Source organism: Brachybacterium hainanense (genome assembly GCF_042434575.1).
GTDB classification, from domain to species: Bacteria; Actinomycetota; Actinomycetes; order Actinomycetales; family Dermabacteraceae; genus Brachybacterium; species Brachybacterium hainanense.
The window spans coordinates 54,190-75,765 of record NZ_JBHLSV010000013.1 but is presented as its reverse complement, the minus strand read 5'-3'; the positions used below and the strand labels follow the sequence as shown (position 1 = coordinate 75,765).

General features: G+C 72.0%; 19 protein-coding genes. 9 read left to right on the top strand and 10 right to left on the bottom strand.

Features of this window, described 5'->3' with window-relative positions; genetic code table 11:
• Window positions 1–42: 42 nt before the first annotated feature.
• The gene (locus ACFFF6_RS11830; protein ID WP_376980933.1) at window positions 43–1,323 is read right to left on the bottom strand and encodes an ROK family transcriptional regulator; all 1,281 of its coding nucleotides are present in this window, start codon (window positions 1,321–1,323) and stop codon (window positions 43–45) included.
• A 266-nt stretch (window positions 1,324–1,589) separates the two neighbouring features.
• Between ACFFF6_RS11830 and ACFFF6_RS11825 the strand changes: the two genes are divergently transcribed.
• The 6 genes from ACFFF6_RS11825 to ACFFF6_RS11800 all read left to right on the top strand — a co-directional run bounded on the left by ACFFF6_RS11825 (window position 1,590) and on the right by ACFFF6_RS11800 (window position 7,689).
• Window positions 1,590–2,582 carry a carbohydrate ABC transporter permease gene (locus tag ACFFF6_RS11825; RefSeq protein ID WP_376980932.1) on the top strand — a complete coding sequence of 331 codons (993 nt, stop codon included), beginning with the start codon at window positions 1,590–1,592 and terminating at the stop codon, window positions 2,580–2,582.
• On the top strand, window positions 2,582–3,520 hold the full coding sequence (locus ACFFF6_RS11820; protein WP_376980930.1) for a carbohydrate ABC transporter permease: 939 nt from the start codon (window positions 2,582–2,584) through the stop codon (window positions 3,518–3,520). Before ACFFF6_RS11825 ends, ACFFF6_RS11820 begins: the two co-directional genes overlap by 1 nt.
• The gene (locus tag ACFFF6_RS11815) at window positions 3,517–4,896 is read left to right on the top strand and encodes an extracellular solute-binding protein (RefSeq protein WP_376980928.1); all 1,380 of its coding nucleotides are present in this window, start codon (window positions 3,517–3,519) and stop codon (window positions 4,894–4,896) included. The genes ACFFF6_RS11820 and ACFFF6_RS11815 overlap by 4 nt, the downstream gene beginning before the upstream one ends.
• 143 nt (window positions 4,897–5,039) lie before the next feature.
• Window positions 5,040–6,032: a Gfo/Idh/MocA family protein gene (locus ACFFF6_RS11810; protein WP_376980926.1), complete on the top strand. Its 993-nt coding sequence runs from the start codon at window positions 5,040–5,042 to the stop codon at window positions 6,030–6,032.
• 100 nt (window positions 6,033–6,132) lie between these two features.
• Window positions 6,133–7,143, top strand: a complete 1,011-nt coding sequence (locus tag ACFFF6_RS11805) for a Gfo/Idh/MocA family protein (RefSeq protein ID WP_376980924.1) — start codon at window positions 6,133–6,135, stop codon at window positions 7,141–7,143.
• Between the two features lie 276 nt (window positions 7,144–7,419).
• Complete coding sequence (locus tag ACFFF6_RS11800) at window positions 7,420–7,689, top strand: hypothetical protein (RefSeq protein ID WP_376980922.1); 270 nt, start codon at window positions 7,420–7,422, stop codon at window positions 7,687–7,689.
• A gap of 35 nt (window positions 7,690–7,724) precedes the next feature.
• On the opposite strand, the gene ACFFF6_RS11795 is transcribed toward ACFFF6_RS11800, so the two are convergent.
• Genes ACFFF6_RS11795 through ACFFF6_RS11785 form a run of 3 tightly spaced genes read right to left on the bottom strand, consistent with a single transcriptional unit; the run spans window position 7,725 to window position 9,546 of the window.
• The gene (locus ACFFF6_RS11795) at window positions 7,725–8,159 is read right to left on the bottom strand and encodes a YidH family protein (RefSeq protein ID WP_376980920.1); all 435 of its coding nucleotides are present in this window, start codon (window positions 8,157–8,159) and stop codon (window positions 7,725–7,727) included.
• Entirely contained in the window at window positions 8,156–8,518 is a 363-nt protein-coding gene (locus ACFFF6_RS11790; RefSeq protein WP_376980918.1) for a YidH family protein, read from the bottom strand. Before ACFFF6_RS11790 ends, ACFFF6_RS11795 begins: the two co-directional genes overlap by 4 nt.
• On the bottom strand, window positions 8,515–9,546 hold the full coding sequence (locus ACFFF6_RS11785; RefSeq protein WP_376980916.1) for a formylglycine-generating enzyme family protein: 1,032 nt from the start codon (window positions 9,544–9,546) through the stop codon (window positions 8,515–8,517). Before ACFFF6_RS11785 ends, ACFFF6_RS11790 begins: the two co-directional genes overlap by 4 nt.
• A gap of 216 nt (window positions 9,547–9,762) precedes the next feature.
• Here ACFFF6_RS11785 and ACFFF6_RS11780 point away from each other — a divergent pair, with 216 nt between their 5' ends.
• Window positions 9,763–10,839: a patatin-like phospholipase family protein gene (locus ACFFF6_RS11780; protein ID WP_376980914.1), complete on the top strand. Its 1,077-nt coding sequence runs from the start codon at window positions 9,763–9,765 to the stop codon at window positions 10,837–10,839.
• Between the two features lie 43 nt (window positions 10,840–10,882).
• On the opposite strand, the gene ACFFF6_RS11775 is transcribed toward ACFFF6_RS11780, so the two are convergent.
• Window positions 10,883–12,328 (bottom strand): sulfatase family protein, encoded by a 1,446-nt coding sequence (locus ACFFF6_RS11775; protein ID WP_376980912.1) that lies wholly within the window; start codon window positions 12,326–12,328, stop codon window positions 10,883–10,885.
• 137 nt (window positions 12,329–12,465) lie between these two features.
• Here ACFFF6_RS11775 and ACFFF6_RS11770 point away from each other — a divergent pair, with 137 nt between their 5' ends.
• Window positions 12,466–12,807, top strand: coding sequence for an MmcQ/YjbR family DNA-binding protein (locus ACFFF6_RS11770; RefSeq protein ID WP_376980910.1), 342 nt, complete (start codon window positions 12,466–12,468; stop codon window positions 12,805–12,807).
• A gap of 221 nt (window positions 12,808–13,028) precedes the next feature.
• On the opposite strand, the gene ACFFF6_RS11765 is transcribed toward ACFFF6_RS11770, so the two are convergent.
• Entirely contained in the window at window positions 13,029–16,748 is a 3,720-nt protein-coding gene (locus ACFFF6_RS11765) for an efflux RND transporter permease subunit (protein ID WP_376980909.1), read from the bottom strand.
• 248 nt (window positions 16,749–16,996) lie between these two features.
• Between ACFFF6_RS11765 and ACFFF6_RS11760 the strand changes: the two genes are divergently transcribed.
• Window positions 16,997–17,737 carry a tyrosine-protein phosphatase gene (locus ACFFF6_RS11760; RefSeq protein WP_376980907.1) on the top strand — a complete coding sequence of 247 codons (741 nt, stop codon included), beginning with the start codon at window positions 16,997–16,999 and terminating at the stop codon, window positions 17,735–17,737.
• Between the two features lie 263 nt (window positions 17,738–18,000).
• Here ACFFF6_RS11760 and ACFFF6_RS11755 read toward each other — a convergent pair whose 3' ends face one another.
• From ACFFF6_RS11755 to ACFFF6_RS11740, 4 genes are read right to left on the bottom strand one after another with little or no spacing between them, the layout of a single operon-like run.
• Window positions 18,001–18,531, bottom strand: coding sequence for a hypothetical protein (locus ACFFF6_RS11755; RefSeq protein ID WP_376980905.1), 531 nt, complete (start codon window positions 18,529–18,531; stop codon window positions 18,001–18,003).
• Between the two features lie 4 nt (window positions 18,532–18,535).
• Complete coding sequence (locus tag ACFFF6_RS11750) at window positions 18,536–19,534, bottom strand: LacI family DNA-binding transcriptional regulator (protein ID WP_376980903.1); 999 nt, start codon at window positions 19,532–19,534, stop codon at window positions 18,536–18,538.
• 10 nt (window positions 19,535–19,544) lie between these two features.
• Window positions 19,545–20,717 (bottom strand): Gfo/Idh/MocA family protein, encoded by a 1,173-nt coding sequence (locus tag ACFFF6_RS11745; protein ID WP_376980901.1) that lies wholly within the window; start codon window positions 20,715–20,717, stop codon window positions 19,545–19,547.
• Complete coding sequence (locus ACFFF6_RS11740; protein WP_376980899.1) at window positions 20,714–21,514, bottom strand: ThuA domain-containing protein; 801 nt, start codon at window positions 21,512–21,514, stop codon at window positions 20,714–20,716. The genes ACFFF6_RS11745 and ACFFF6_RS11740 overlap by 4 nt, the downstream gene beginning before the upstream one ends.
• Between the last annotated feature and the right edge of the window lie 62 nt (window positions 21,515–21,576).

The window sequence follows — 21,576 nt, the reverse complement described above, 5'->3', positions numbered from 1 at the left end:
CGCGGGGCTCGGCGAATCCGGTCGGCGACCAGCGACCGGGGCTCAGCGCCGGGCCGGGGACAGCTCGCGCTCGAGGAACAGGCTCGCCGCGCCGATCGCACCGACGTCATCGCCGAGCCGGGAGGACTCGATGAGCACGCCGTGCTCCCGCCCGGCGCCGTCCAGGGCGCGTTCGCGCAGCTCCGGGAGGGCGAGCTCCGCCAGGAGGCCCCAGTAGGGCCCTCCGATGATGATCCGGTGCGGGTCGTGCACGCCGATCAGGGTGCGCAGCGCCTCGCCCAGGGCGCGGCCATGCCCGGCGATGATCTCCCGCGCCGCGGCGTTCCCGGCCATCGCGAGGCGGACGAGGTCGGCGAGGGCATCGGCCACCCTCTCCTCGCCGACCGCATGGCCGGTGACCGCAGCGGCCGCGGCGGGAGCAGTGCAGGCCACGGCGATCCCGGGGGCGCAGGGGAGCAGCTCCAGCTCACGGGCGCGGGCGAGGAGCGCGGAGGCATCGGTGTACAGACCGAGGCACGCGCGCCGCCCGCAGGCGCAGACCGGGCCGTCCAGCCCGGTGGGGAGGTGGCCGATCTCGCCGGCCTGGGTGGTGCTGCCGCGGTGCACGGTGCCGTCGCCGGCGACGGCGGACCCGACGCCCGCGCCCACGTAGATGTACAGCACCGTCTCGTCGCCGGGGACGCTCCCCGCCCAGGACTCGGCCGTGAGAGCGGCGTTGGTGTCCTTGTCCAGGACGACCCGCAACCCGGTGGCGGCCTCGAGCTGCGCGACGATCGGGACATGGCGCCAGGTGGGCAGCCAGGGGGGATCCAGCAGGATGCCGCGGGCGGAGTCCAGACCCGCAGGCGCGGCGATCCCCAGCCCGGCGACGGCGCCTGCCACGTCTCCGCCGTCCGCGGCGGCGAATCCCTCCGCACGCAGCTGCCCGAGCATGTCCGCGACGGCGTCGCCGATCCGCCGCACGTCCGCCTCGGGGCTCGAGGCGGGCAGCCCCAGGGATCGCTGGGCGACGACGCGTGCGAGCAGGTCGACGATCACGACGGTCACCTGGGCAGGGTCCAGGTGCACGCCGGCGGCGAGCATCGCCCGGGGCACGATCCGCAGGACGGTCGAGGGCTTCCCCCGCCCGTTGCTGCGGGTGCCGTCCGTCTCCACGAGCCCACGGTCGATCAGGCGTCGCACGATCTGGGAGACGGCCTGGCGGGACAGGCCGCTGCGACGCATGACCTCGGCCTGCGCGATGCCGTCCTCGCCCAGGCGGATGGCCTGCAGGACGACCATCTCGTTGCGTGCCCCGATGTCGGGCATCGTCGATCCGCGCATCGCACCTCCTCCGCTCAGGATGCGTCCGTGGCGGGCAGCGGCGCCCGCGCGTCCGTGGTCGGCGTCGGTGCGCAGGGTCGTCGCTCGACGAACCCCCAGGGACCCGTTGCCTTATGTCCATCGGTGTGAGTAATGTACCTCGCGAAGAGACGGAGTGGTCCCTGCCACACGGATCGGCGGCCTCCTCGGGCCCGCCCGCGCAGTCGCCGCTCCGTCCCCGTCCCGGCGCGTCGACGATGGTGCGCCGCTACTCGGAAGGGAGAACGATGAGCGCCACCGACATGGGCGGCTCGCTCGCCGGAGGCAGCGACGCCGCCGCGCGATCCGCACCGACGCTCGACCGGTCCTCTCGCGGCCGCCGCCGCATGACCCAGACCAACAAGCGCAATCTGAAGCTGGGGCTGCTGTTCATCTCGCCCTGGATCATCGGCCTGGCGGTCTTCATCCTGTACCCGGTCACGTACTCGATCGCGCTGAGCTTCACCCGGTACTCGGGCATGGAGGCGCCGACGTGGGTGGGCCTGCAGAACTACGTCACCGCGTTCACGGACCCGATGGTCGCGAAGGCCACCGGGAACACCCTGTTCTACGCGGTCATCGCCGTGCCTCTGGGCCTCGTGGTCGCGCTCACCCTCGCGATCGCGATGAACCAGAACGTCCGCGAGGTCGCGTGGTACCGCACGATCTTCTATGCGCCCTCGCTCATCCCCGCGTTCGCGATGTCGTTCATCTTCATCGTGTTCCTGAATCCGCAGTTCGGTCTGTTCAACCAGATCATCAACGTGTTCGGCGGCGCGAACGTGAACCTGCTGGGTGATCCCACGGGCGTGAAGATCGCGATCATCCTGATGGCGCAGTTCGGTGCCGGGAACGCGGCCCTGATCTTCCTCGCGGGCCTGCGGAACGTGCCGAAGACGGTGTACGAGGCGGCGCGCGTGGACGGAGCCGGGCCGATGCGCCAGTTCCTGTCGATCACGCTGCCGCTGCTGAGCCCGGTGCTGCTGTTCAACCTCATCACCGGCGTGTCCGGTGCGCTGCAGGTGTTCACCGAGGCCTACGTGGTCACCAACGGGACCGGCGACCCCGACGCGGGTGCGCTGTTCTACATGATGTACCTGTACAAGAACGCGTTCGGCTTCGCGGAGCTCGGCTATGCCTCCGCCCTCGCCGTGCTGCTGTTCCTGGCGGGTCTTGCCCTGGCGCTGCTGATCTTCTGGCTCTCGCGCCGACTCGTGAACTACGACGTGGACGCTGCCTGATGACGACGAACCTGACATCGAAGATCGGGCCCGATGCCTCGGGCCTCGCCGAGCGCCGCCGTCAGAAGGCGGAGGACTCCGACCAGTGGGGCCGTCGCGCCGACGGCACGATCCGGCCGTGGTACTCCACGCTCATCGCGCGGATCGTGATGATCGCGCTCAGCGTGCTGTTCCTGCTGCCGCTGTACTGGATGGTCATCTCCGCCCTGAAGTCCGATGAGGAGCTCGCGAAGTTCCCGCCGACGCTGTGGCCGCAGGCCGCGGAGTTCGGGAACTTCGTCAAGGCCGTCACCGCGATGCCGTTCCTGCAGTTCTTCACGAACTCCGCGATCATCACGATCTCGGTCGTGGTGCTGTCGGTGGTCGCGAACTTCATCATCGCCTACGGGTTCTCGTGCATCGACTGGCCTGGCCGGGACAAGGTCTTCTACATCGTCATCGCGACGCTGTTCCTGCCGTTCCCCGTCACGCTGATCCCGATGTTCGACATGTGGGCCCGCCTCGGCGCGGTGAACACGTTCGCACCGCTGATCGTCCCCGCCGCGTTCGGGTCCGCGTTCTACGTGTTCCTCCTGCGGCAGTTCCTTCTGCAGATCCCCCGCGACATGCTGAACGCCGCCCGCGTCGACGGTGCGAGCGAATGGACGATCCTGTGGCGCCTCGTGTTCCCCACGGCCCGTCCCGCGCTGACCACGGTCGCGATCTTCGCCGCGGTCGGTGCCTGGAACGACTTCATGGGCCCGCTGATCTACCTGCAGGACGAGCGGGTGCAGACGCTGTCCATCGGTCTGCAGACGTTCAAGTCGGTGAACGCGCAGGACGTGTCGTTCAACCAGCTCATGGCGGCGTCGTTCCTCGTGATCCTGCCGCTGCTGATCCTGTTCTTCATCTTCCAGCGGTACTTCATCCGCGGCATCACCATCGGAGGCTTCAAGTGATCGACAGGCGACGTTTCCTGGGCGGCGCGGGACTGGCCGCCGCCGCGACCCTCGGCGCCTCCTCCTGCGCACGCAGCGGCCCGACCGGAGACAAGGTCATCCGGTACTGGGGCATGGGCGCCGCGGACAAGGACAAGGACGAGATGGTCCGCGACGCCTTCCTGCAGACCGATGCGGGCAAGGGCGTCGAGATCGTCATCAACCAGGTCCCCTCCTCCGGCAACGCCGACATGAGCCAGATCATCACGGCCGTGCGCGGCGGCACCGCCCCGGACCTGTGGTGGATGGACCGGTTCAACGGTGTGCAGAACGCCTCGATCGGCCTGCTCGAACCCATCGACCCGCTCATCGAGGAGTACGAGGACGTCTCCCCCGAGGAGTTCAAGAAGCAGTGGATCCAGTTCGCGATCGACGAGCTCACCTATGACGGACAGACCTACGGTCTTCCCACCTCGACCGACGCCCGCGGCCTGCTCTACAACGAGAACATCCTCCGCGACCGCGGCATCGACCTCGACATGTTCGATCCCGAGCAGCACGTCATCACCTGGGACGAGCTGCGCGAGGTCGCCCGGCAGTGCACCCACGAGGACGACCGCGGCAACTACGACATGCTCGGCTTCGCACCCTGGCAGGACCAGGGCACGCCGTACACCTGGGCCTTCGGCATGGGCGCCGAGGTGTACGACAACGATTCCGGGCAGATCACGCTGGACTCCCCGCAATGGCAGGCGGTGTTCGAGATGTACGCGGACTGGGCCGAGGAGTTCCCCTACTCCAAGGTCGACGCCTTCTACGCGACCTACCAGCCGCCGAACGCGCCGCCCACCCAGAACGCGCTGTTCTCGGAGCGCCTGGCGATCACCCCGACCGGGCCGTGGCAGATCCAGGGCAACAAGAAGTACGCCCCGCACCTGCCGCTGAAGTGGACCTGGCTGCCGGTCGAGAAGGAGGGCGACTCGACATACACCTGGTCGGGCGGCCAGTCGCTCGTGATCCCCAAGGGCGCGAACATCACCAAGACGCTCTGGGAGTATCTGAAGTTCCACGCCGGCTACCCCGGGCAGGCGATCTACCAGCCGATCCTCGGCAACCTGCCCACCAACATCCAGGCCATCGTCGAGAAGAAGTACGACCCGGGGGCTGAGCTGTTCCGGCAGATGCTCCCGACGTCCACCTCCCGTCCGCCGCTGCCCGTCGGGACCGCCGTCTGGGACACGCTGGACCGGTCCAAGACCTCGGTCACCATCGGCTCGAAGTCTCCCCGTGAGGCCGCCGAGGACAACCAGGCGCTCATCGCCCCCAAGATGTCGCTGTTCCCCGGGTTCCGGATGCCGGACACCTACGGGCAGCCCAGCGAGATCCCCGAGAGCTGATCCCACCCCTGCGGGCCGGGCTCCGCCGACCGGAGCCCGGCCCGCGCCGTCTTCCCCTCCCCTCTGCTCCTCCCCGCCGCACCCGGCCCCTCCGGGCGCGGCGCCCGCCCGGAACCACCTCACGGAAAGAAGGATCCTTCCCCATGTCCTCACCCCAGACCCCGGCCGCGCCGCTGCGCATCGCCGTGCTCTCCGCCTGGCACGTCCACGCCGAGGAGTACGGACGGGCCGCGATCGACCATCCCGGCACCGAGCTCGTCGCCGTGTGGGACGACGACGCGGAGCGCGGGCAGGACCTCGCCCGGCGCCTCGAGGTGCCCTTCGAGGCCGATCTCGACGCGCTCCTCGCCCGCGAGGACCTCGACGGAGTCACCGTCACGACCGCGACCAGCGACCACGACGCGGTGATCGGCGCCGTGCTCGCCGCCGGCAAGCACGTGTTCACCGAGAAGCTCCTCTCCCCCACGGTCGCGGGCTGCGACGCCCTGATCTCCGCGGCCGAGGCCGCGGGCCTGGCGCTGACCGTCTCCCTCCCGCGCCTGTCCCACGGCTACACCGTCGCGCTGCGCGAGGTGCTCGACTCCGGCCGCCTGGGCCGCCTGACCTACTCCCGGGTGCGCCTGGCCCACAACGGCTCGACCGCGAACTGGCTGCCCGCGCGCTTCTACGATCCGGTCGAGGCGCTCGGCGGCGCGTTCTCCGACCTCGCCGCCCACCCCGTGTACCTCACCCAGCTGATCCTGGGCACGGACGCGGCCGCGGCGAGCGCCACGTACACCGACATGACCGGCCGCGGCGTCGAGGACAACGCGGTGGTCACCGCGACCACGGCCGACGGTGCCATCGGCGTGATCGAGACCGGCTTCGTGACCCCCGCGAGCCCTTTCACCATCGAGGTGCAGGGGACCGAGGGCACGCTGCTGTACGGCTTCGAGCAGGACGCGCAGGGCACCCCCGTGATGCGCGTCGGCACCGGATCCGGATGGGACGCGATCGACGTCCCGGCCGATGCACCGGCCCCCTTCTCGCTGTGGGTCGAGGCGATCCGCAGCGGCGAGCCCACCCGGGAGAACCTCGAGAGGGCCCGCGCCCTGACCTCCCTGACCATCGCCGCGAACGCCCTCGCCCGCGGCTGACCCCGATCCGCGGCGCACGGGCCCTCCGCGCGCCGCCCCACGGCCGATCCCCCTCGGCCCGCATCCCGCAGACCACGATCTCTCCAGGAGAACCCCTGACATGACCATCGCATCACCCGTCCGCGTCGGCATCATCGGCGGCGGCGGCATCGCCAGCGCCCATCTGAACGGATACGCAGCGGCCGGCGACGCAGTCCGCGTCACCGCGATCGCCGACGCCTTCCCCGAGACGCTCGAGAGGCGCGTCGAGGAGCTCGGCGTGAAGGGCTACGCCGATTTCACCGACCTCGTGAAGGACCCGGAGGTCGACGCCGTCGACATCTGCCTGCCCCACCACCTGCACCGCGATGCGATCGTCGCCGCGGCCGAGGCCGGCAAGCACATCCTGTGCGAGAAGCCGCTGTGCCTCTCGCCGGAGGAGGCGAAGGATGTCCGCGAGGCCGTCCAGAGGAACGGCGTGACGCTGATGTGCGCGCACAACCAGCTGTTCATGCCGGCCGTGGCCAAGGCCAAGGAGCTGCTCGACTCCGGCGCTCTCGGCGACGTGTACGAGGTCCGCACGACCGACTCGTTCTACAACAACTTCGACCCGGCGAACATGGGCTGGCGCGCGAAGGCCGCGACCTCCGGCGGCGGCGAGTACATCGATACCGGCTACCACCCCACCTACCTGCTCATGCATCTCTCGGGCGGGCGCCCCGAGAAGGTCTTCGCGATGATGTCGACGCACCGTCTGACCTTCATGGAGGGCGAGGACTCTGCGCAGGTGCTGGTCCGCTTCGACAACGGCTCCGTGGGCCAGCTCGTGACTTCCTGGGCCTACCAGGCCGCTCCGGGCACGGACCGCTTCAGCGTGGTCGGCTCGAAGGGCTCGCTGTCCTCCGACGGCACCACCCTGCGCGTGAAGCTGCACGCGGAGGACGAGGAGCAGGTCTTCGAGCACGAGGAGGTCGACACCTTCGCCGCGGAGATCGCCGATTTCCTCGAGTGCCTCACCACCGGCAAGCGCCCGCTGAACACGGAGGACGAGGGCATCGCCGTGCTGGGCATCATCCTCGCCGCCTACGAGAGCGCGAAGACCGGCGCCGCCGCGGACGTGCCCGCCGTCTGATCGGGGCGGGCGCCGGGCGGAGGGGCCGTGAGGAACGAACGACCCCGCAGCCCGGTGCCCCCACCGATCGGACATCCCACACCGTCTGATCGGGGCGGGCGCCGGCGCCCTCCCATGAGGTGAGCGTGGCGAACCAAAGAGACCCCTGTCCTGGTTCGCCACGCTCATCTCCTCCGGGCTCGGGAGGCGGGGTCCGCCTGGGGGAGGATGGCGGCGGGCTCGGGTCCGCCGCGAGGCCGATGCGCGGGCGGCGGCCCGACCCGTACCGTCGAGGACATGATCCAGGAACTGCAGGAACTGTTCACCGACCTCGACGATGCCCAGCTCTTCGGCCTCGGAGCGGTCGGCCTGGTGGCCCTCGCCGCCGTGGTCTGCCTCGTGCTGTGGATCGCGACGCTGTTCTCGGTGCTCGGCTCCACCTACGGCGGCGGGATGAAGCTGCTGCTGATCATCCTCTGCTTCGCGTTCCCGGTGCTGGGGCCGCTGGCCTGGTTCGTGATCGTCAAGGGCAACCAGCCCTCGTACCGGTACGCGTACCGGCGCTGACCCCGGCCCCGGCATCAGCGCGCCGCGGGAGAGCCTCAGGTCGCGCGCAGCACCCCGGTGACGAGGTACACGACGCACAGCGCCCCCAGCAGCAGCACGATCCCCGTCGCCAGCAGCATCGGCAGTCCGGACCGATGCAGGGAGTCCCGCGCCACCAGCACGGTCTGCTCGCGGTGGTAGCGGTGCGCCGCGCCGATGTACGCGAGCACCGCCGCCCCTGCGACCAGCAGCCCGATCACGACCGCGGGCAGGCCCACCGTCGGGACGGTGAAGCGCATGGCGACCAGGCCGCCGGCTGCGAAGGACAGGCAGGTCCGGCGCCAGGACAAGAAGGTGCGCTCGACCTGCAGGCCGGGGTCGAAGAGCTGCCGCGCAGAGCCCGCGGGGATCGGTGCGGGCGCATCGGGGCCCGACGAACCGTCCTCCGAGGCGTCCCGCACCTCCGGGTCCTCGTCCGAGCGATCGCTCATGCGAACAGGCCGATCGCCACGAGCGCGGCCGCGAGGATCACCCCGACCACGAGGATCCCGCCGACGGCGAGGCCCGGCAGCGGCGCGCCGCGGCGCAGGGAGCGCTCGGTCGCGGCCCAGCCCAGCCAGGCCTGCACCGCAGCGAGGGTGCCGAGGCAGACGAAGACGGCGGCGGCGGCCACGCGCCAGGCGACCGCCTCCGGCAGGGCGAGGGCCTCGAGGGCGAACGCCCCCGCGTACAGGGCGAGCGCCGTGCGCAGCCAGGCGAGGAAGGTGCGCTCGTTGGCGAGGCTGAAGCGGGCATCGGGCTCGGTGCCCTCCCGGTAGACGGAGGCGGGGAAGCGGCGGTCGTCGTTCATGCATCGGCCTTTCGCAGGGACGCGGTGCGGAAGCCGGCGTTGCCCATCGAGGAGTCGGGGGTGTTCTGGGAGCGGGCCGAGTTCCGGTAGCGGTTGCAGTACGAGATGTGGCACAGGTAGCTGCCGCCGCGCAGCACGCGGACCTCGCCGTCGGCGGGGCCGATGGGGTCGGTCACGAGGGCGCGGTGCTCGGCGGTGGTCCCCCGCCGGTAGGTCAGCGGGTGGAAGACGTCCTCGCACCATTCCCACACGTTGCCGACGCTCTGCCACAGCCCGTAGCCGTTGGGCGCGAAGGTCCGCGCCGGGGCGGTGGTCAGGAAGCCGTCCTCGCACGTGTTGCTGCGGGGGAAGTCGCCCTGCCAGATGTTCGCGCGCCAGCCGCCGTGGCCGGGATCGCCGCCGGTGTCCGGCTCCTCGTCCCCCCAGGGGTACTTCGCCCCCTCCAGGCCGCCGCGGGCGGCGTACTCCCATTCCGCCTCGGTGGGCAGGCGCCGGCCGGCCCAGGCGCAGTACGCCCGGGCGTCGTTCCAGCTGATGTGCGTGACCGGATGGTCGCCGATGCCGTCGATGCTCGAGCGCGATCCACCCGGCCGGCGCCAGCACGCTCCTCTCACCCCGGCCCACCAGGGAGTTCCCGAGGCAGGACCCATGACATCGGATTCCGGTGCGGCGATCGCGAGGTGGAAGACGGCGGAGAAGCCGAAGGACTCGGCCTCGGTGAGGTAGCCGGTGTCCTCGACGAAGCGGGCGAAGTCGTCGTTGGTGACCGTGGTCGCGTCGATGTCGAAGGCGCCGAGGGAGACCTCGTGACGGGGCGTCTCGCCGTCGGCGCGGTTGCGGTCCCCGGAGGAGTCGCCCATGACGAACGTTCCCGCGGGGACGTGCGCCTGCGGGATGCGGTGGCGGCCTCCGGCGGGCGCGCTCCCGGGGGAGGCGTCGACGCCGGGCCCCGCACCGATCGTCGCGACCTGTGCACGCCCGGGCATGCCGCAGCCGCACCCGCAGCCCGGTCCCGCGTCCTCCGTCATGGCTCCTGCTCCTCCTGCTCGTCGCGATGCCGCGACCGACCTCGGCCGCGGCGCCCTCCGATCCTCTCAGGCCTGGCTGATGCTTGCGCGCCCCGCCCGTCTCCGTTCCGGACCGCGGCGAGCGCCGCACCGGGCCGGCGGGGCTCTCTCTCCTGTGCGAACCGGGCCGTCCGCGGTCCCGCAGGGCCGTCCCCGCCCGGCTCTACCCTGGGTTCCATGACAGCCCTGTCCCAGCCGCCGCCTCCCGTCCCGGCGGGCGCCGGCGCCCGGGTCGACCTCGTCCTGGAGGGCGGCGGAGTCAAGGGCATCGCGATCGCGGGGGCGCTCGAGGTGCTCGAGGAGCGCGGCTACCGGCCATGCCGCATCGCGGGGTCCTCGGCCGGAGCGATCGCCGGGGCGCTGGTCAGCGCCGGGGTCCCGGCGCCGCAGCTGGTGGAGATCCTGCGGGCCACGGACTTCCATCGCTTCGAGGACGGCCCTGCTTGGACCCGGGTCCTTCCCGGCAGAGCGCTCGAGATCCTCCTCCATCAGGGGATCCATCGCGGTGACGCGCTCGCGGACTGGCTGGCCGAGCAGCTGCAGGCGCACGGCACCGACCCCGGCTGCGGCGATCCGCACCGCACCTTCGGCGCGCTGCGCTGGAGCGACCCGGACGGGCCGGGCGCTCCAGCGGCCCCGGAGCTCGAGCACCGCCTCGTGGTGACCGCCTCGGATCTCTCCGCCGGCCGCCTGCGCCACCTGCCGCGGGACGCCTCGGCCTACGGGATCCGGCCCGATGACCTGCGGATCCTCGACGCCGTCCGTGCCTCCGTCGCGATTCCCCTGTACTTCCGTCCGGTGCGCTGGCCTGTCCCGGGCGGACTCGACGCCTGGCTGGTCGACGGCGGGCTGCTGTCGAACTATCCGATCGACGTGTTCGACGCCCCGCCCGGCGACCTGCCGCGCTGGCCCACCTTCGGCATCAAGCTCTCCGGACGCCCCGAGACCGACTTCGGCATCGTCACCCGGATCACCGGCCCGCTGAGCTACGCGAAGGCGGTGGCGGACACCGTCACCGGCTTCTACGACCGCATGCACATCGAGTCCTCGCATGCGGTAGCCCGCACGATCTTCATCGACACGCACGACGTGCGCCCCACCGACTTCGACCTGACCGCCGCGCAGCGGGAGATGCTCTACCGGAGGGGCCGCGCGTCCGCGACCGAGTTCCTCGACGGCTCCGCGCGCCAGGAGCCCTGGGACTTCGACCGCTACATCGCGCGATACCGCACCGCGACGGCGGCCGGGCCGTGACCGGCGCGCGGCCCATCGGCCGCCGCGGCGCGGGCCCGCCCCGTCAGACGGACCAGTCCAGCCGCGGCGTGTCCGGGCCGGTGTACGGCGCGTCCCCGACGGAGGCCTGCAGCCGCGCGAGCTGATCCTCCAGCTGCGCGCGGACGGACGCATGCGCCGGATCGTCGGCGAGGTTCGTGAGCTCCGCCGGATCGGCGAGCAGGTCGTACAGCTCGAACTCCTCCGGCCAGATCCGATCGCTCGACCCGGGCGTGCCCAGCCCGTCGTTGTAGTAGTGGATGAGCTTGTGGGTGCGGGTGCGGATCCCGTAATGCGCGGGCGCCCGATGGTTCGGGTCGTCGTGCTCCCAGTAGCGGTAGTAGATCTCCTCGGGCCAGTCCTCGACCCGCTCGCCGCGCAGCCACGGCAGGAAGCTGCGGCCCTGCTGCGCCGGCAGCGCCTCCTGCGGCGCGATCCCGCAGGCCTCCAGGAGCGTCGCGGCGATGTCGACGTTCGTGAGCATCGCGTCCACCGCGGTCCCAGCGGGAATGCGGCCGGGCCAGCGGACCAGCATCGGCATGGTCAGCGACTCGTCGAACATGAGCCGCTTGTCGAACCAGCCGTGGTCGCCCAGGAAGAAGCCCTGGTCGGAGGTGTACACGAGGATCGTGTCATCCGCTCGGCCGTGCTCGTCGAGCCAGGTGGACAGCGCACCCACGGAGTCGTCGACCGCCTGCACCGTCTGCAGGTAGTCCCGCATGTAGCGCTGGTACTTCCAGGAGCTGCGCTCGCGCCAGTGCTCCTCCCCCTCGAGCTCCGGCGGCACCGGTTCCTTGTAGTCCGTCTCCACCATGTCGTCCAGGGTCATCTTCACCTGCTGGACGGCGGAGCTCATGCTCGCGTGGTCGTCCCACATCGTCTCCGGCTCCGGGATCGTCCCGACCTCGTACAGCCCGGTGTGGCGCGGATGCGGGATCCAGGGCCGATGCGGCGCCTTGTGGTGGACCAGCAGACAGAACGGGTCGTCCTCCTCGAGGGAGTCGAGGAAGTCGATCGCCTGCTGGGTGACGATGTCCGTGGCGTAGCCGGGGATCGTCTCCTCGCCGCCCGGGCCGATCATCACCGGGTCGACGTACTCGCCCTGGTCCGGGAAGATCCTCCAATCCTCGAAGCCGCGAGGCAGGGCCTTCTCCGCCGTGCCCAGGTGCCACTTGCCGTACAGCGCGGTGCGGTACCCGCGCCCCTGCAGCACCTCCGGGAAGGTGGGGACGCGGTAGTCGAACTGGGAGTAGATGGAGCAGGCGCCGTTGACGTGGCTGTAGGTGCCGGTCAGGATCGAGGCCCGCGAGGGCGTGCAGATCGAGTTCGTGCAGTACAGGGCGTCCATCCTCGCCCCCTGCTCGCCGATCCGGTCGATGTGCGGGGTCCTGTTCACGCGGCTGCCGTAGGCGCTGATCGCATGGGCGGCGTGGTCGTCGGTGAGCACGAAGACGATGTTGGGGCGGGTCATGGGTGTCCTTCCGCGGCGAAAGATCCGACGTCTCCATCCTCCCGCTGTTCGGAGCCGATGTCGAACCCGCGGAAGCACGCGGAGACGCCGACGGCACCTCGACCTCGAGATGAACACGCCTTCGGTATCGTGAGGTCATGAGCACGAAGGACGATGTCCGCGAGCTCGCGCTCGCCCTGCCCGAAGTCACCGAGAAGCCCTGCTACGGGACGCCGGCCTTCTACGCCGGCGGGCGGATCTTCGCCCGCATGCACGAACAGCCCGGCGTGCTCGTGTGCTGGCTGAAGGACCTCGACAGCAAGGAGATGCTGCTCGCCGCGGCCCCTGAGGCGTTCTTCACGACCGACCACTACCGGGGGCACGCGAGCGTGCTCGTGCGTCTGGAGCACGTCGACCGCGTGGAGCTGGGGGAGATGCTCGCCGAGGCCTGGGCGGTGCGGGCCCCGGCCCGGCTGCGGACGAAGCACGGCGACGGCTGAGCCGGCGAGGTCCCGGCCCGATGAGCCCCGCATCGCCCCGGTGACCCGCGTGGTGAGGTCGCCGTCGCACAGAGCCCACCGCCCCCGGCAGCCCGACCTGCCCGGCGGCGAATGATCATCGTGGGCTGGCGTTCCATTCCGGTTGCGGAGAGGGAACGCCAGCCCACGATCGACGGAGGCCGGGCACCAGGCGGCGCACGGACCGCGGGGAGGAGCGAGGGTCAGGCCGGGGCCGGGGCGTCCGGCTCCTCCTCGTCCGGGCCCTGTGCGCGCGGCTGTTCATCGGCCGCGCCGCTCGCCACCCGCTCCTCCTGCGCGCGCCGCCGCTCGGCACGTCGGGCCGCGCGCCGCTCCAGCTTCCGCTCGCGGCGGCCGCGGACCAGCACGTACAGCACGGGCACGAGCACCAGGGTCAGCAGCGTCGAGCTGGTCAGGCCGCCGATCACCACGATCGCGAGCGGCTGCGAGATGAACAGCCCGCCGCCCGTCAGACCCAGCGACATCGGCACGAGCGCGAACACGGTCGCCGCCGCGGTCATGAGGATGGGCCGCAGACGCAGGCGCGTCCCGTGCAGGACCGCGTCCATCAGCTCCATGCCCTCCGCGCGCAGCTTCCCGATGAGGTCCATGAGCACGATCGCGTTGGTGACCACGATGCCGATCAGCATCAGCAGGCCGATGAGGGCCGGCAGGCCCAGAGCCGTGTCCGTGAGCAGCAGCAGCACGACCGCACCGGTCGCCGCGAACGGGATCGAGACCAGCAGGATCAGCGGTTCGACGAGGCTGCGGAAGGTCCCGATCATCACGAGCAGCACGAGCGCGATCGCGGCGAGCATCGCGATCCCGAGCTGGGTGAAGGACTCCATCATCTCCGCGTCGGCGCCCTCGACCACGAAGCTGACGCCGTCGGGGAGATCGGTCGAGGCGGTGAGCTCGGCGACCCCGGCGGAGACCACGTTCAGCTGGTCGGGGCCCGGCGTCAGGCTCACCGTGATCTGCCGGGTGCCGTCCTGGCGGGAGATCGTCGCGGGCACCGGCTGCTCGGAGACCTCCGCGATCTCCCCGACCGTGATCGGCTCGCCGGTGATGTCGGTGAGGCCCTTCTGCCGCTCGGCGAGCGCGTCCTGCTCCTCGCGGTCGGCCTCCTGGTCCTCGCGCGCCTGGATCAGGTCATCGACCGCGTCCTGCGCGTCCTGGTAGCCCTGCTCGGCCTGCTCGACCATCTCATCGGCCGCATCCTTCTGCTCCTGCAGCGCCTGTGCCGGGTCCTGCGGCACCATCGACTGCGGGTCGTCGAGGGCGTCGCGCTGGTCACGGGCGTCCTGGACCGCCTCGGAGGCCTTCTCCCGGGCATCGCGCGCGGCCTGGAGCTGCTCGTCGGCGGCGTCCTCCGCCTCCCGCTCGGCCTGCGCGGTGCGCTCATCGGTGATGTCCTCGATGTCGTCCTGCTCAGCCTCCTGCGCACGCTGGGTCTGGCGCTGCGAGACGGGCAGCTCGAGGGCCGCGATCTCCTCCGGGGAGGCGTCCGGGTTCGTGGGCGCGATGACGATGTCCCGCTCGGAGCCCTCGAGGGTCACGGTGCCGGCGGGCGCGCCGTCGACGGCAGCGGCGACGGCCTGGCCGACGTCCGCCTGGGTGAAGCCCTGCTCGGCGGCGGCCGCGCGGTCCACGTCCACGCGGATGATCCGCTGCTCCCCGGCGAGGTCGTTCCGCGCGGACTCGACGCCGTCGAGCTCCCCACCCTCGGCGGTGACCTGGTCGGCGGCCTTCTCGAGGGCGCCGATGTCCTCGCCGGTCAGGCGGATCTCCACATCCCCGCTGAGGGCGGCGGAGGCGGCGTCCTGCACCTCGACCTCGCCCGCGCCGTCGAGGCCCGTGAGGGCGCCGCGCAGGCGGCTGGTGGCGGCGGGTGCATCGGCTCCGTCGCGCAGCGTGACGGTGAAGGTGTTCGCGCCGCTGCCGCTTCCGGCCTGGAGGGAGCTCACGTAGGTGGCGACGTCCGGGTCGTCCTCGAGCGCCTCCTCCACCGGCTGGGCGGCGGCGACGCTGTCCTCGAGGGTCGTGCCCTGCGGAAGGGTCTGGGAGACGGAGAGGGTGTTCTGTCCCTGGCTCCCCAGCAGATCCGTGCGCAGCATCGAGGTCATGCCGAGGGTGACCAGGAGGATCACGAGCGAGAGGGCGAGGGTGCGGCCCGGGTGGCGCAGGGCGGTGCGGATCGACGGCATGACGGCCCGCTGCAGGCCGTCCACCGGGGTGGACGCCTCGCCCTCGGCCATCGGCGCGAGGGGGTGCTCGAGAGCCGCGTCGGGCAGGAGGGCGCGCCCCTTGGCCGCGCGCTTCGCGTTGCGGCGGTCGATGCGGACCTGCTTCTTCCGCTGCCGGACGAGCGCCCGGGACTCCTGCTTCTCCTGCCAGGCCTCGTAGCGCGCGTCCATCCGGTCCTGCTTCGCGGCGGGCAGCGGGCGCGGGGCCCGGCGCAGCACCCAGTAGGAGACCGTGGGGACGATGGTGAGGGCGACCAGCAGCGAGGCCAGCAGCGCGAGGGTCACGGTGACCGCGAAGGGGGAGAACAGCTCGCCGGCGATGCCGCTGACGAAGGCGATGGGGAGGAACACGGCGACGGTCGTGAGGGTCGAGGCCGTGATGGCTCCGGCGACCTGGCGCACCGAGTCGACGATGTCGGGGACGGTCAGCTCGCTCATCCCCTGGCGCCGGCGGATGTTCTCGATGACGACGATCGAGTCGTCCACGACACGGCCCACCGCGATGGTGAGCGCTCCCAGGGTCAGCATGTTCAGGGTGTAGCCGCCGGCCCACAGACCGATCATCGCGATCAGCAGGGAGAGCGGGATCGAGATCGCGGCGACGAGGGTCGAGCGGAAGGAGCCCAGGAACAGCAGGATCACGAGCACCGCGAAGAGGAGGCCCAGGCCGCCCTCGACGGTGAGGTCGTGGATCGACTGCTCGATGAACGGGGCCTGGTCGAAGACCGTCGTGAACTCGACGTCCTCGCCCAGCTCGGGGCCCGCGCGGTCCAGGGCATCGCGCACGCCGTGGGAGACGGCCACGACGTTCGCGTCCTTGTCCTTGACGACCGAGACGATCAGCGCTTCCTCGCCGCCGGCGTGGGCGATCGAGGTGCGGGCCTCGTCGACGAGCTCGACGTCGGCGATGTCCGCGAGCGCGACGGAGTCGCCGTCGGCGGTGGTCACGGGGATGGCCTGCACGTCCTCGACGGTGCCGAGGCTCGCGCCGACCTCGATCGACAGCGCCTTCCCGTCGACGAGGCCCTGCCCGGCGGGGGTGACGACGCCCGCGGTCTCGAGGGCCTGCGGGATCGAGGCGGCGGGGACGTCGAGGTCCTCGGCGTCCTGCGCGCGCACGGTGATGCGCAGCTGCTTCTCGGCGAGGCCCACGACGTCGACGCGGGAGACGCCCTCGACGCCCTCGAGCTCCGGCACGAGCGTGGACTCGAGTCTCTCGCCCAGGCCCGCGGCGTCACCGGAGGAGGACACCGCGACCTGCAGCACGGGGGTGTCGTCCATCGCGGCGGAGACCACCTCGACCTCGGCACCGGCCGGGAGGGAGCCCTTGACGCCGTCGACGGTGGACCGGACCGCATCGGCCATCTCGTCCTCGTCCTCGCCGAAGGGCCACATGACGATGGCGGTCATCTGCCCGGTGGAGCTCTCGCTGGAGACCGTGTCGATGCCGGAGACGGAGGAAAGAGCCGTCTCCACCGGCTCGGTGAGCTGCTTCTCGACCACGTCGGGGGAGGCTCCGGGCAGCACTCCCGTCACGATGATCCCGGGGGTCGACAGCGAGGGCAGGGTCTCCTGGTTCAGGGATGTCGTCGCGACGATGCCGAACACGCCGACGAGCGCGGCGACGAGGCCGACCACCAATCGGTTCAGCAGGCTCATCCGGGTCAGCGCGGCCATGGGGCTCCTCGGGCGGGGGCGGGCAGGGTGCGAGAAGAGCCTGTCAGGGCCCGGGGTGCCCGCGCGTCCGCCGAGGGTCTGGGAAGCGGATGTCGAGAGTCGACGAGGGTCGGGGGTGATCCTCCGATGGTCGGAGACGGCCGGACGCGGGATCCGTGCCCCCGCCCGACGTCCAGCGGGCACACTGGTGGGGTGCGTCCCGCCCCCTCGGGGCGGGGCCGTGACCCGACAGAGCACAGGAGGCTCCGATGCCCGCATCCCTCATCCCCGGCACCTACAACGCCCGCGACGTCGGCGGAGCCCCTCTGGAGTCCGGGGGCGCGGTCGCGACGGGCGTGCTGCTGCGGGCCGACGCCCTCGCCGCGGTCACCGACGAGGGGGTCCGGCGGATGCAGGAGCTGGGCGTGAGGACCGTCGTCGACCTGCGCACCACGCAGGAGCGGACGGCGTTCCCGGACCGCCACCCCGCCGGGGCGGACGTGCTGGCCCTGTCGGTGCTCGAGGGCGCCCTGCCGGTGGGTCCGGGGGTCGCGCCCCGCACGGAGATCCCGGGCATGGACGCGGTGTACGCACTCATGCTCGAGCACGGCGGCTCCGCCTTCGCGGAGATCGCCCGGCGGGTCTCCCGGACCGTCGAGGGCGAATCCGTCCTGGTCCACTGCACGGCGGGCAAGGACCGCACAGGAGTGTCGGTCGCGCTGCTGCTCGAGGCGGTCGGGACGCGGCGCGATGCCGTCCTGGACGACTACGAGCTGAGCCAGTCGCAGCTCGCCGGCGAATGGGCCGAGCGCATGATCCGCGGCATGGTCGCGGACGGCGCCCCCGACACCCCGCAGCTGCGCATCCTGGTCACCGAGACGCCGCGGGAGGTGCTGGCGACGGCGCTCGCCGCGGTCGACGAGACCCACGGCGGGGCCGCCGCCTACCTGCAGGCCCACGGCCTCACCGACGAGGAGCTGGCCGCACTGCGCGAGCGGCTCGGGTCCTGAGCCGGGGCGTGAGGCTGCTCCGCGGCTCCGCACAGGTCGCTGCACGTCGCCCCGTCCGCTGACAGGTGCAGGGAGCGTGGCAGACTCCGTGCGCCCCGGCCCACGGGATGCCACGCCCGCCACGCTCGTGCGACCAGCCGTTGATGCACCGAGGCAGGCCCCTACCCAGGACACGCCGACCTCATCGTCGTCGATGGAGAGCTCTACACCGTCCGACCCACCGGGTGCCATGTGCATTTCTCCGAGAGGAGACTTTCACGGCGTCACCGGGAGAAGATCTTCTCGGCCTTCTCGCGGGACACGGGCCGGGCGAGGGCGATGATCGCGAGCACCAGGTTCAGCAGCGGACCGATCGCGACGAGGTAGATCGCCACCGGGATGATGAACCCGCCGATCAGCAGCGGGTTCTCCTCGAAGGACACGCTGCCGCCATGGGCGGCGCTGCCGATGATCAGCGCCGCGAGATAGCCCAGCACCACGGCGACGTTGATCGCCCCGAACAGCGCGGCGCGGCCTCCGACGTGCCGGGCCACCGGGTTCTTCCTCCGCTGGAGGAGCCCCAGGACAATCATCGTGATGCCGGGGGCCAGCAGGGACAGGAACGGCAGCCCGATCAGGCTGAGGAGGCCGAAGGCCCAGGGGAGCCGGCCATCGCGCGAGAGCGTGGTCGGGAAGTCGAGGGAGGTCGCCGGAGCCGGGGGCGGCCCGGCCTGCGGGACGGGCGCGACCCGGTGCGGCGAGGCTCCGGGCGGCTCGTTCCCAGCGGGCGGGTCTGCGGGGGCCGGCGCGTTCATGGGATCAGGCTACCGACCATTCCGGTTCGACGAGCTGGAGCCGGGGCGTCGCCCCCTCCACCTGCAGCAGGCGGACCAGCTCGCGGACGGCGAGCTCGCTGACCTCGGCGCGGCGCGGGTCGATGCGGGGGATCGCGGCGAGCAGGGGGCTGGTCGCGGCGAGCTCCTCCCCCGCGAGGGCCATGAATCGCAGCGCGGGATCGGTGAGGATGCCGGCCGCCGCGGCGGCGAACAGGACCTGCTGGACGCGGCCCAGGCCGAACACGGCGGTGCGCTCCCCCTCCGGGGTCAGCTCGCGGGCGCGGGCGGGGACGCCGGCGAGGGGACCCGCATCGTGGATGACCTGCAGGGGTGCGCCGTCCCGGGCGAGGGCCGCGTCGATGCCGGTCAGGAAGCGGGAGACGTCGTTGCGGTGCCGTCTCTGCTCGAGACCGCCGAACAGGAGCAGCCGCGGGCAGAGCTCGGCGCGGGCGCGCTCCACGACCAGGGCCGCGAGCCGCTCGAAGTCGAGGTCGACCGCGGATCCGTCGCCGAGTGCCTCCGGGATGCCGATCATGACGCTCGGCAGCCCGGAGGCGAGGACGGCGCCGACGCGCTCGTCGCGGCGGTCCAGCTCCATGAGGATGAGCGCCTCGCACACGCCGGTGCGGGCCACGCGGCGGATCCCCTCGGCGCCCTCCATCTCGGTGACCAGCAGGATGTCGTAGCCGGCGCGGCGGGCCTCCCGGCTGATGGTCTCGATGAACTCGAAGGGCTCCCCGCGGCCGCCGCGGGGCTGCGGGACCATCAGCCCGATCACCCCGCTGCGGCGCGAGCGCAGGGAGCGGGCTCCCGAGTTCGGGTGGTACCCGAGCTTCTCGATCGCATCCTCGACGCGGGCGCGGGTCTCCTCGGAGATGGGGCGGGACCCGGTGAGCACGTAGCTGACGGTGCTCTGGGCGACCCCGGCCAGGCGGGCGACGTCCTGGCTGGTGGGCCGCCGGGACCGGGAGTCCGCTCTCATCGTCCGCTCCTCACCGCATGGTCGTGCTGAGCCCCGCGGCGCCGGAGGCCCAGCTGTCCAGCGCGGAGGAGCCCTGCTGCTCGTGGTCCAGGGTACGGGCCTGGTCGAGGGCCTCGTCGAGCACCTCCGCGAGGCTCACGCGGCGCCCCTCATCGGCCGAGCGGACCGCGGCCTCGACGATCGCCTGCGTCCACACGTTGGCGTGGACCTCGGAGTCCGGGGTCTCCCCCGTGCGGACCGCGCGGGCGAAGGCGTCCAGGGAGGCGTCCAGCTCCCACAGCTCGTCCTCGCCGGGGGCCCGGCCCGGGCGGTGCGCGCCCTCGGCGTCGGTCGCGGCGGGGGGCGTGTCCCCGTCCCAGGCGACGGTGCCTCGGGGGCAGCTGAGGGACCAGCGGCCGTTCCAGCTGGTCTCCTCGCCGGGCGAGCACCACGAGCCGGTGTAGGCGTGGAGAGCGCCGGAGTCGTATCGGATGCTCACGGTCGCGACCGCATCGCCGCCGTACCAGCTCCACGGGGGATTGGTGCTGGTCGCATCGACGGAGACGGGGTTCGCGTCGATCAGGACGCGGCCGGCGTCGAAGGCGTGGATGGCCATGTCGACGATCAGCGGATGCGCCATCTCCTCGCGGAAGCCGCCGAAGCGGGGCGCGCGCGAGAAGTGCGTGGTGACGACACCGGCGCCGCCCAGCTCGTCGGCGAGGCGGCGGGCCTCGCGCAGGTGCGGGTTGTGGCGTCGGGACTGGGAGACCATGAACAGGGTGCCGGTGCTCTCGGCGCGGCCGGCCAGCGACAGCGCCTCCGCGAGGGTGGCCGCGCACGGCTTCTCGCCGAGCACGGGCAGGCCCGCCTCGAGCGCCGCGGCCGTGACGGGGTGGTGGGCCGCGGGGACGGTCACGTCGATCACGGCCCGGGCCCCGGTCGTCGCGATCAGGGCGAGGAGGTCGGTGCCCGCGGCGACGCCTGGGCGTCCGCTCTCGGGGACGACGTCATCGATCGCCCGCTGCGCCGCGCCGGGGACGACGTCGACCACGCCCGCGAGGACCGCCGCATCGGACCGCAGGACGGTGCCGATCCAGGCGCGGCCCATGCCGCCGGCGCCGACGACGAGCACGGGAAGGGGCTCGCGGAGGTCGTCGCCGGAGGCGACCTCCGGCACCTGCGCGGTGTGCGGGAGGGCGCTCATGCGTCCCTCCCCGCGGCCTCGGCGTCGCCCACGCCCTGGCCGCCCTCGCCGGTGAGGAACCAGTCGGTGGGATAGCGGTCCAGGAACGGCACCTCGCGCTCGGCGCTCGCAGGCCGGGCCCACTGCACGCCGTTGGCGATCACGCGGCGCACGTCGGCATGCTGGTAGACGGGGTAGTCCTGGTCGCCGGGGCTGAAGTAGAAGATCTTGCCCTTGCCGCGGCGGAAGGTGCAGCCGGAGCGGAAGATCTCGCCGCCGCTGAAGGAGGAGACGAAGATCAGCTCGTCGGGGACGGGGATGTCGAAGTGCTCCCCGTACATCTCCTGCTCGGGGATGACGATGGGGTGCGGAACGCCCTCGGCGATGGGGTGCGAGGGGTTCACGGTCCAGACCAGCTCCCGGTCGGACTCGTTGCGCCAGCGCAGGGTGCAGGTGGTCCCCATGAGCCGCACGAAGGGCTTGGACCAGTGCCCGGAGTGCAGGACCACCAGGCCCATGCCGGCCAGGACGTGGCGCTGCACGCGCTCGGCGACCTCGTCGGAGACCTCGTCGTGGGCCATGTGGCCCCACCAGGTGAGGACGTCGGTCCGGGCGAGGACCTCCTCGCTCAGGCCGTGCTCGGGATCGTCCAGCAGGGCGATGCGGGTGGTCACGTCCTCGCCGAGGTTCTCGACGATCCCGTCGCGGATCGCGGCGTGCATGCCCTCGGGGTAGTGGGCGCGCACGCGCTCGTCGCGCTGCTCGTGGCGGTTCTCGCCCCAGACGGTGACGCGGAGCGGGGTGGAGGTCGGTGTCATGACGGGTCCTTCCGGAGGTGAGCGGGAGAGGCGGTGCGGGGCCGGCGGACCATGCCCCGACC

What these genes read in the sequence shown, in the direction of transcription:
- ACFFF6_RS11830 (WP_376980933.1), bottom strand. Translation starts at nt 1,323, where the DNA reads ATGCGCGGATCGACGATGCCCGACATCGGGGCACGCAACGAGATGGTC.
- ACFFF6_RS11825 (WP_376980932.1), top strand. Translation starts at nt 1,590, where the DNA reads ATGAGCGCCACCGACATGGGCGGCTCGCTCGCCGGAGGCAGCGACGCC.
- ACFFF6_RS11820 (WP_376980930.1), top strand. Translation starts at nt 2,582, where the DNA reads ATGACGACGAACCTGACATCGAAGATCGGGCCCGATGCCTCGGGCCTC.
- ACFFF6_RS11810 (WP_376980926.1), top strand. Translation starts at nt 5,040, where the DNA reads ATGTCCTCACCCCAGACCCCGGCCGCGCCGCTGCGCATCGCCGTGCTC.
- ACFFF6_RS11805 (WP_376980924.1), top strand. Translation starts at nt 6,133, where the DNA reads ATGACCATCGCATCACCCGTCCGCGTCGGCATCATCGGCGGCGGCGGC.
- ACFFF6_RS11800 (WP_376980922.1), top strand. Translation starts at nt 7,420, where the DNA reads ATGATCCAGGAACTGCAGGAACTGTTCACCGACCTCGACGATGCCCAG.
- ACFFF6_RS11795 (WP_376980920.1), bottom strand. Translation starts at nt 8,159, where the DNA reads ATGAGCGATCGCTCGGACGAGGACCCGGAGGTGCGGGACGCCTCGGAG.
- ACFFF6_RS11790 (WP_376980918.1), bottom strand. Translation starts at nt 8,518, where the DNA reads ATGAACGACGACCGCCGCTTCCCCGCCTCCGTCTACCGGGAGGGCACC.
- ACFFF6_RS11785 (WP_376980916.1), bottom strand. Translation starts at nt 9,546, where the DNA reads ATGACGGAGGACGCGGGACCGGGCTGCGGGTGCGGCTGCGGCATGCCC.
- ACFFF6_RS11780 (WP_376980914.1), top strand. Translation starts at nt 9,763, where the DNA reads ATGACAGCCCTGTCCCAGCCGCCGCCTCCCGTCCCGGCGGGCGCCGGC.
- ACFFF6_RS11775 (WP_376980912.1), bottom strand. Translation starts at nt 12,328, where the DNA reads ATGACCCGCCCCAACATCGTCTTCGTGCTCACCGACGACCACGCCGCC.
- ACFFF6_RS11770 (WP_376980910.1), top strand. Translation starts at nt 12,466, where the DNA reads ATGAGCACGAAGGACGATGTCCGCGAGCTCGCGCTCGCCCTGCCCGAA.
- ACFFF6_RS11765 (WP_376980909.1), bottom strand. Translation starts at nt 16,748, where the DNA reads ATGGCCGCGCTGACCCGGATGAGCCTGCTGAACCGATTGGTGGTCGGC.
- ACFFF6_RS11760 (WP_376980907.1), top strand. Translation starts at nt 16,997, where the DNA reads ATGCCCGCATCCCTCATCCCCGGCACCTACAACGCCCGCGACGTCGGC.
- ACFFF6_RS11755 (WP_376980905.1), bottom strand. Translation starts at nt 18,531, where the DNA reads ATGAACGCGCCGGCCCCCGCAGACCCGCCCGCTGGGAACGAGCCGCCC.
- ACFFF6_RS11750 (WP_376980903.1), bottom strand. Translation starts at nt 19,534, where the DNA reads ATGAGAGCGGACTCCCGGTCCCGGCGGCCCACCAGCCAGGACGTCGCC.
- ACFFF6_RS11745 (WP_376980901.1), bottom strand. Translation starts at nt 20,717, where the DNA reads ATGAGCGCCCTCCCGCACACCGCGCAGGTGCCGGAGGTCGCCTCCGGC.
- ACFFF6_RS11740 (WP_376980899.1), bottom strand. Translation starts at nt 21,514, where the DNA reads ATGACACCGACCTCCACCCCGCTCCGCGTCACCGTCTGGGGCGAGAAC.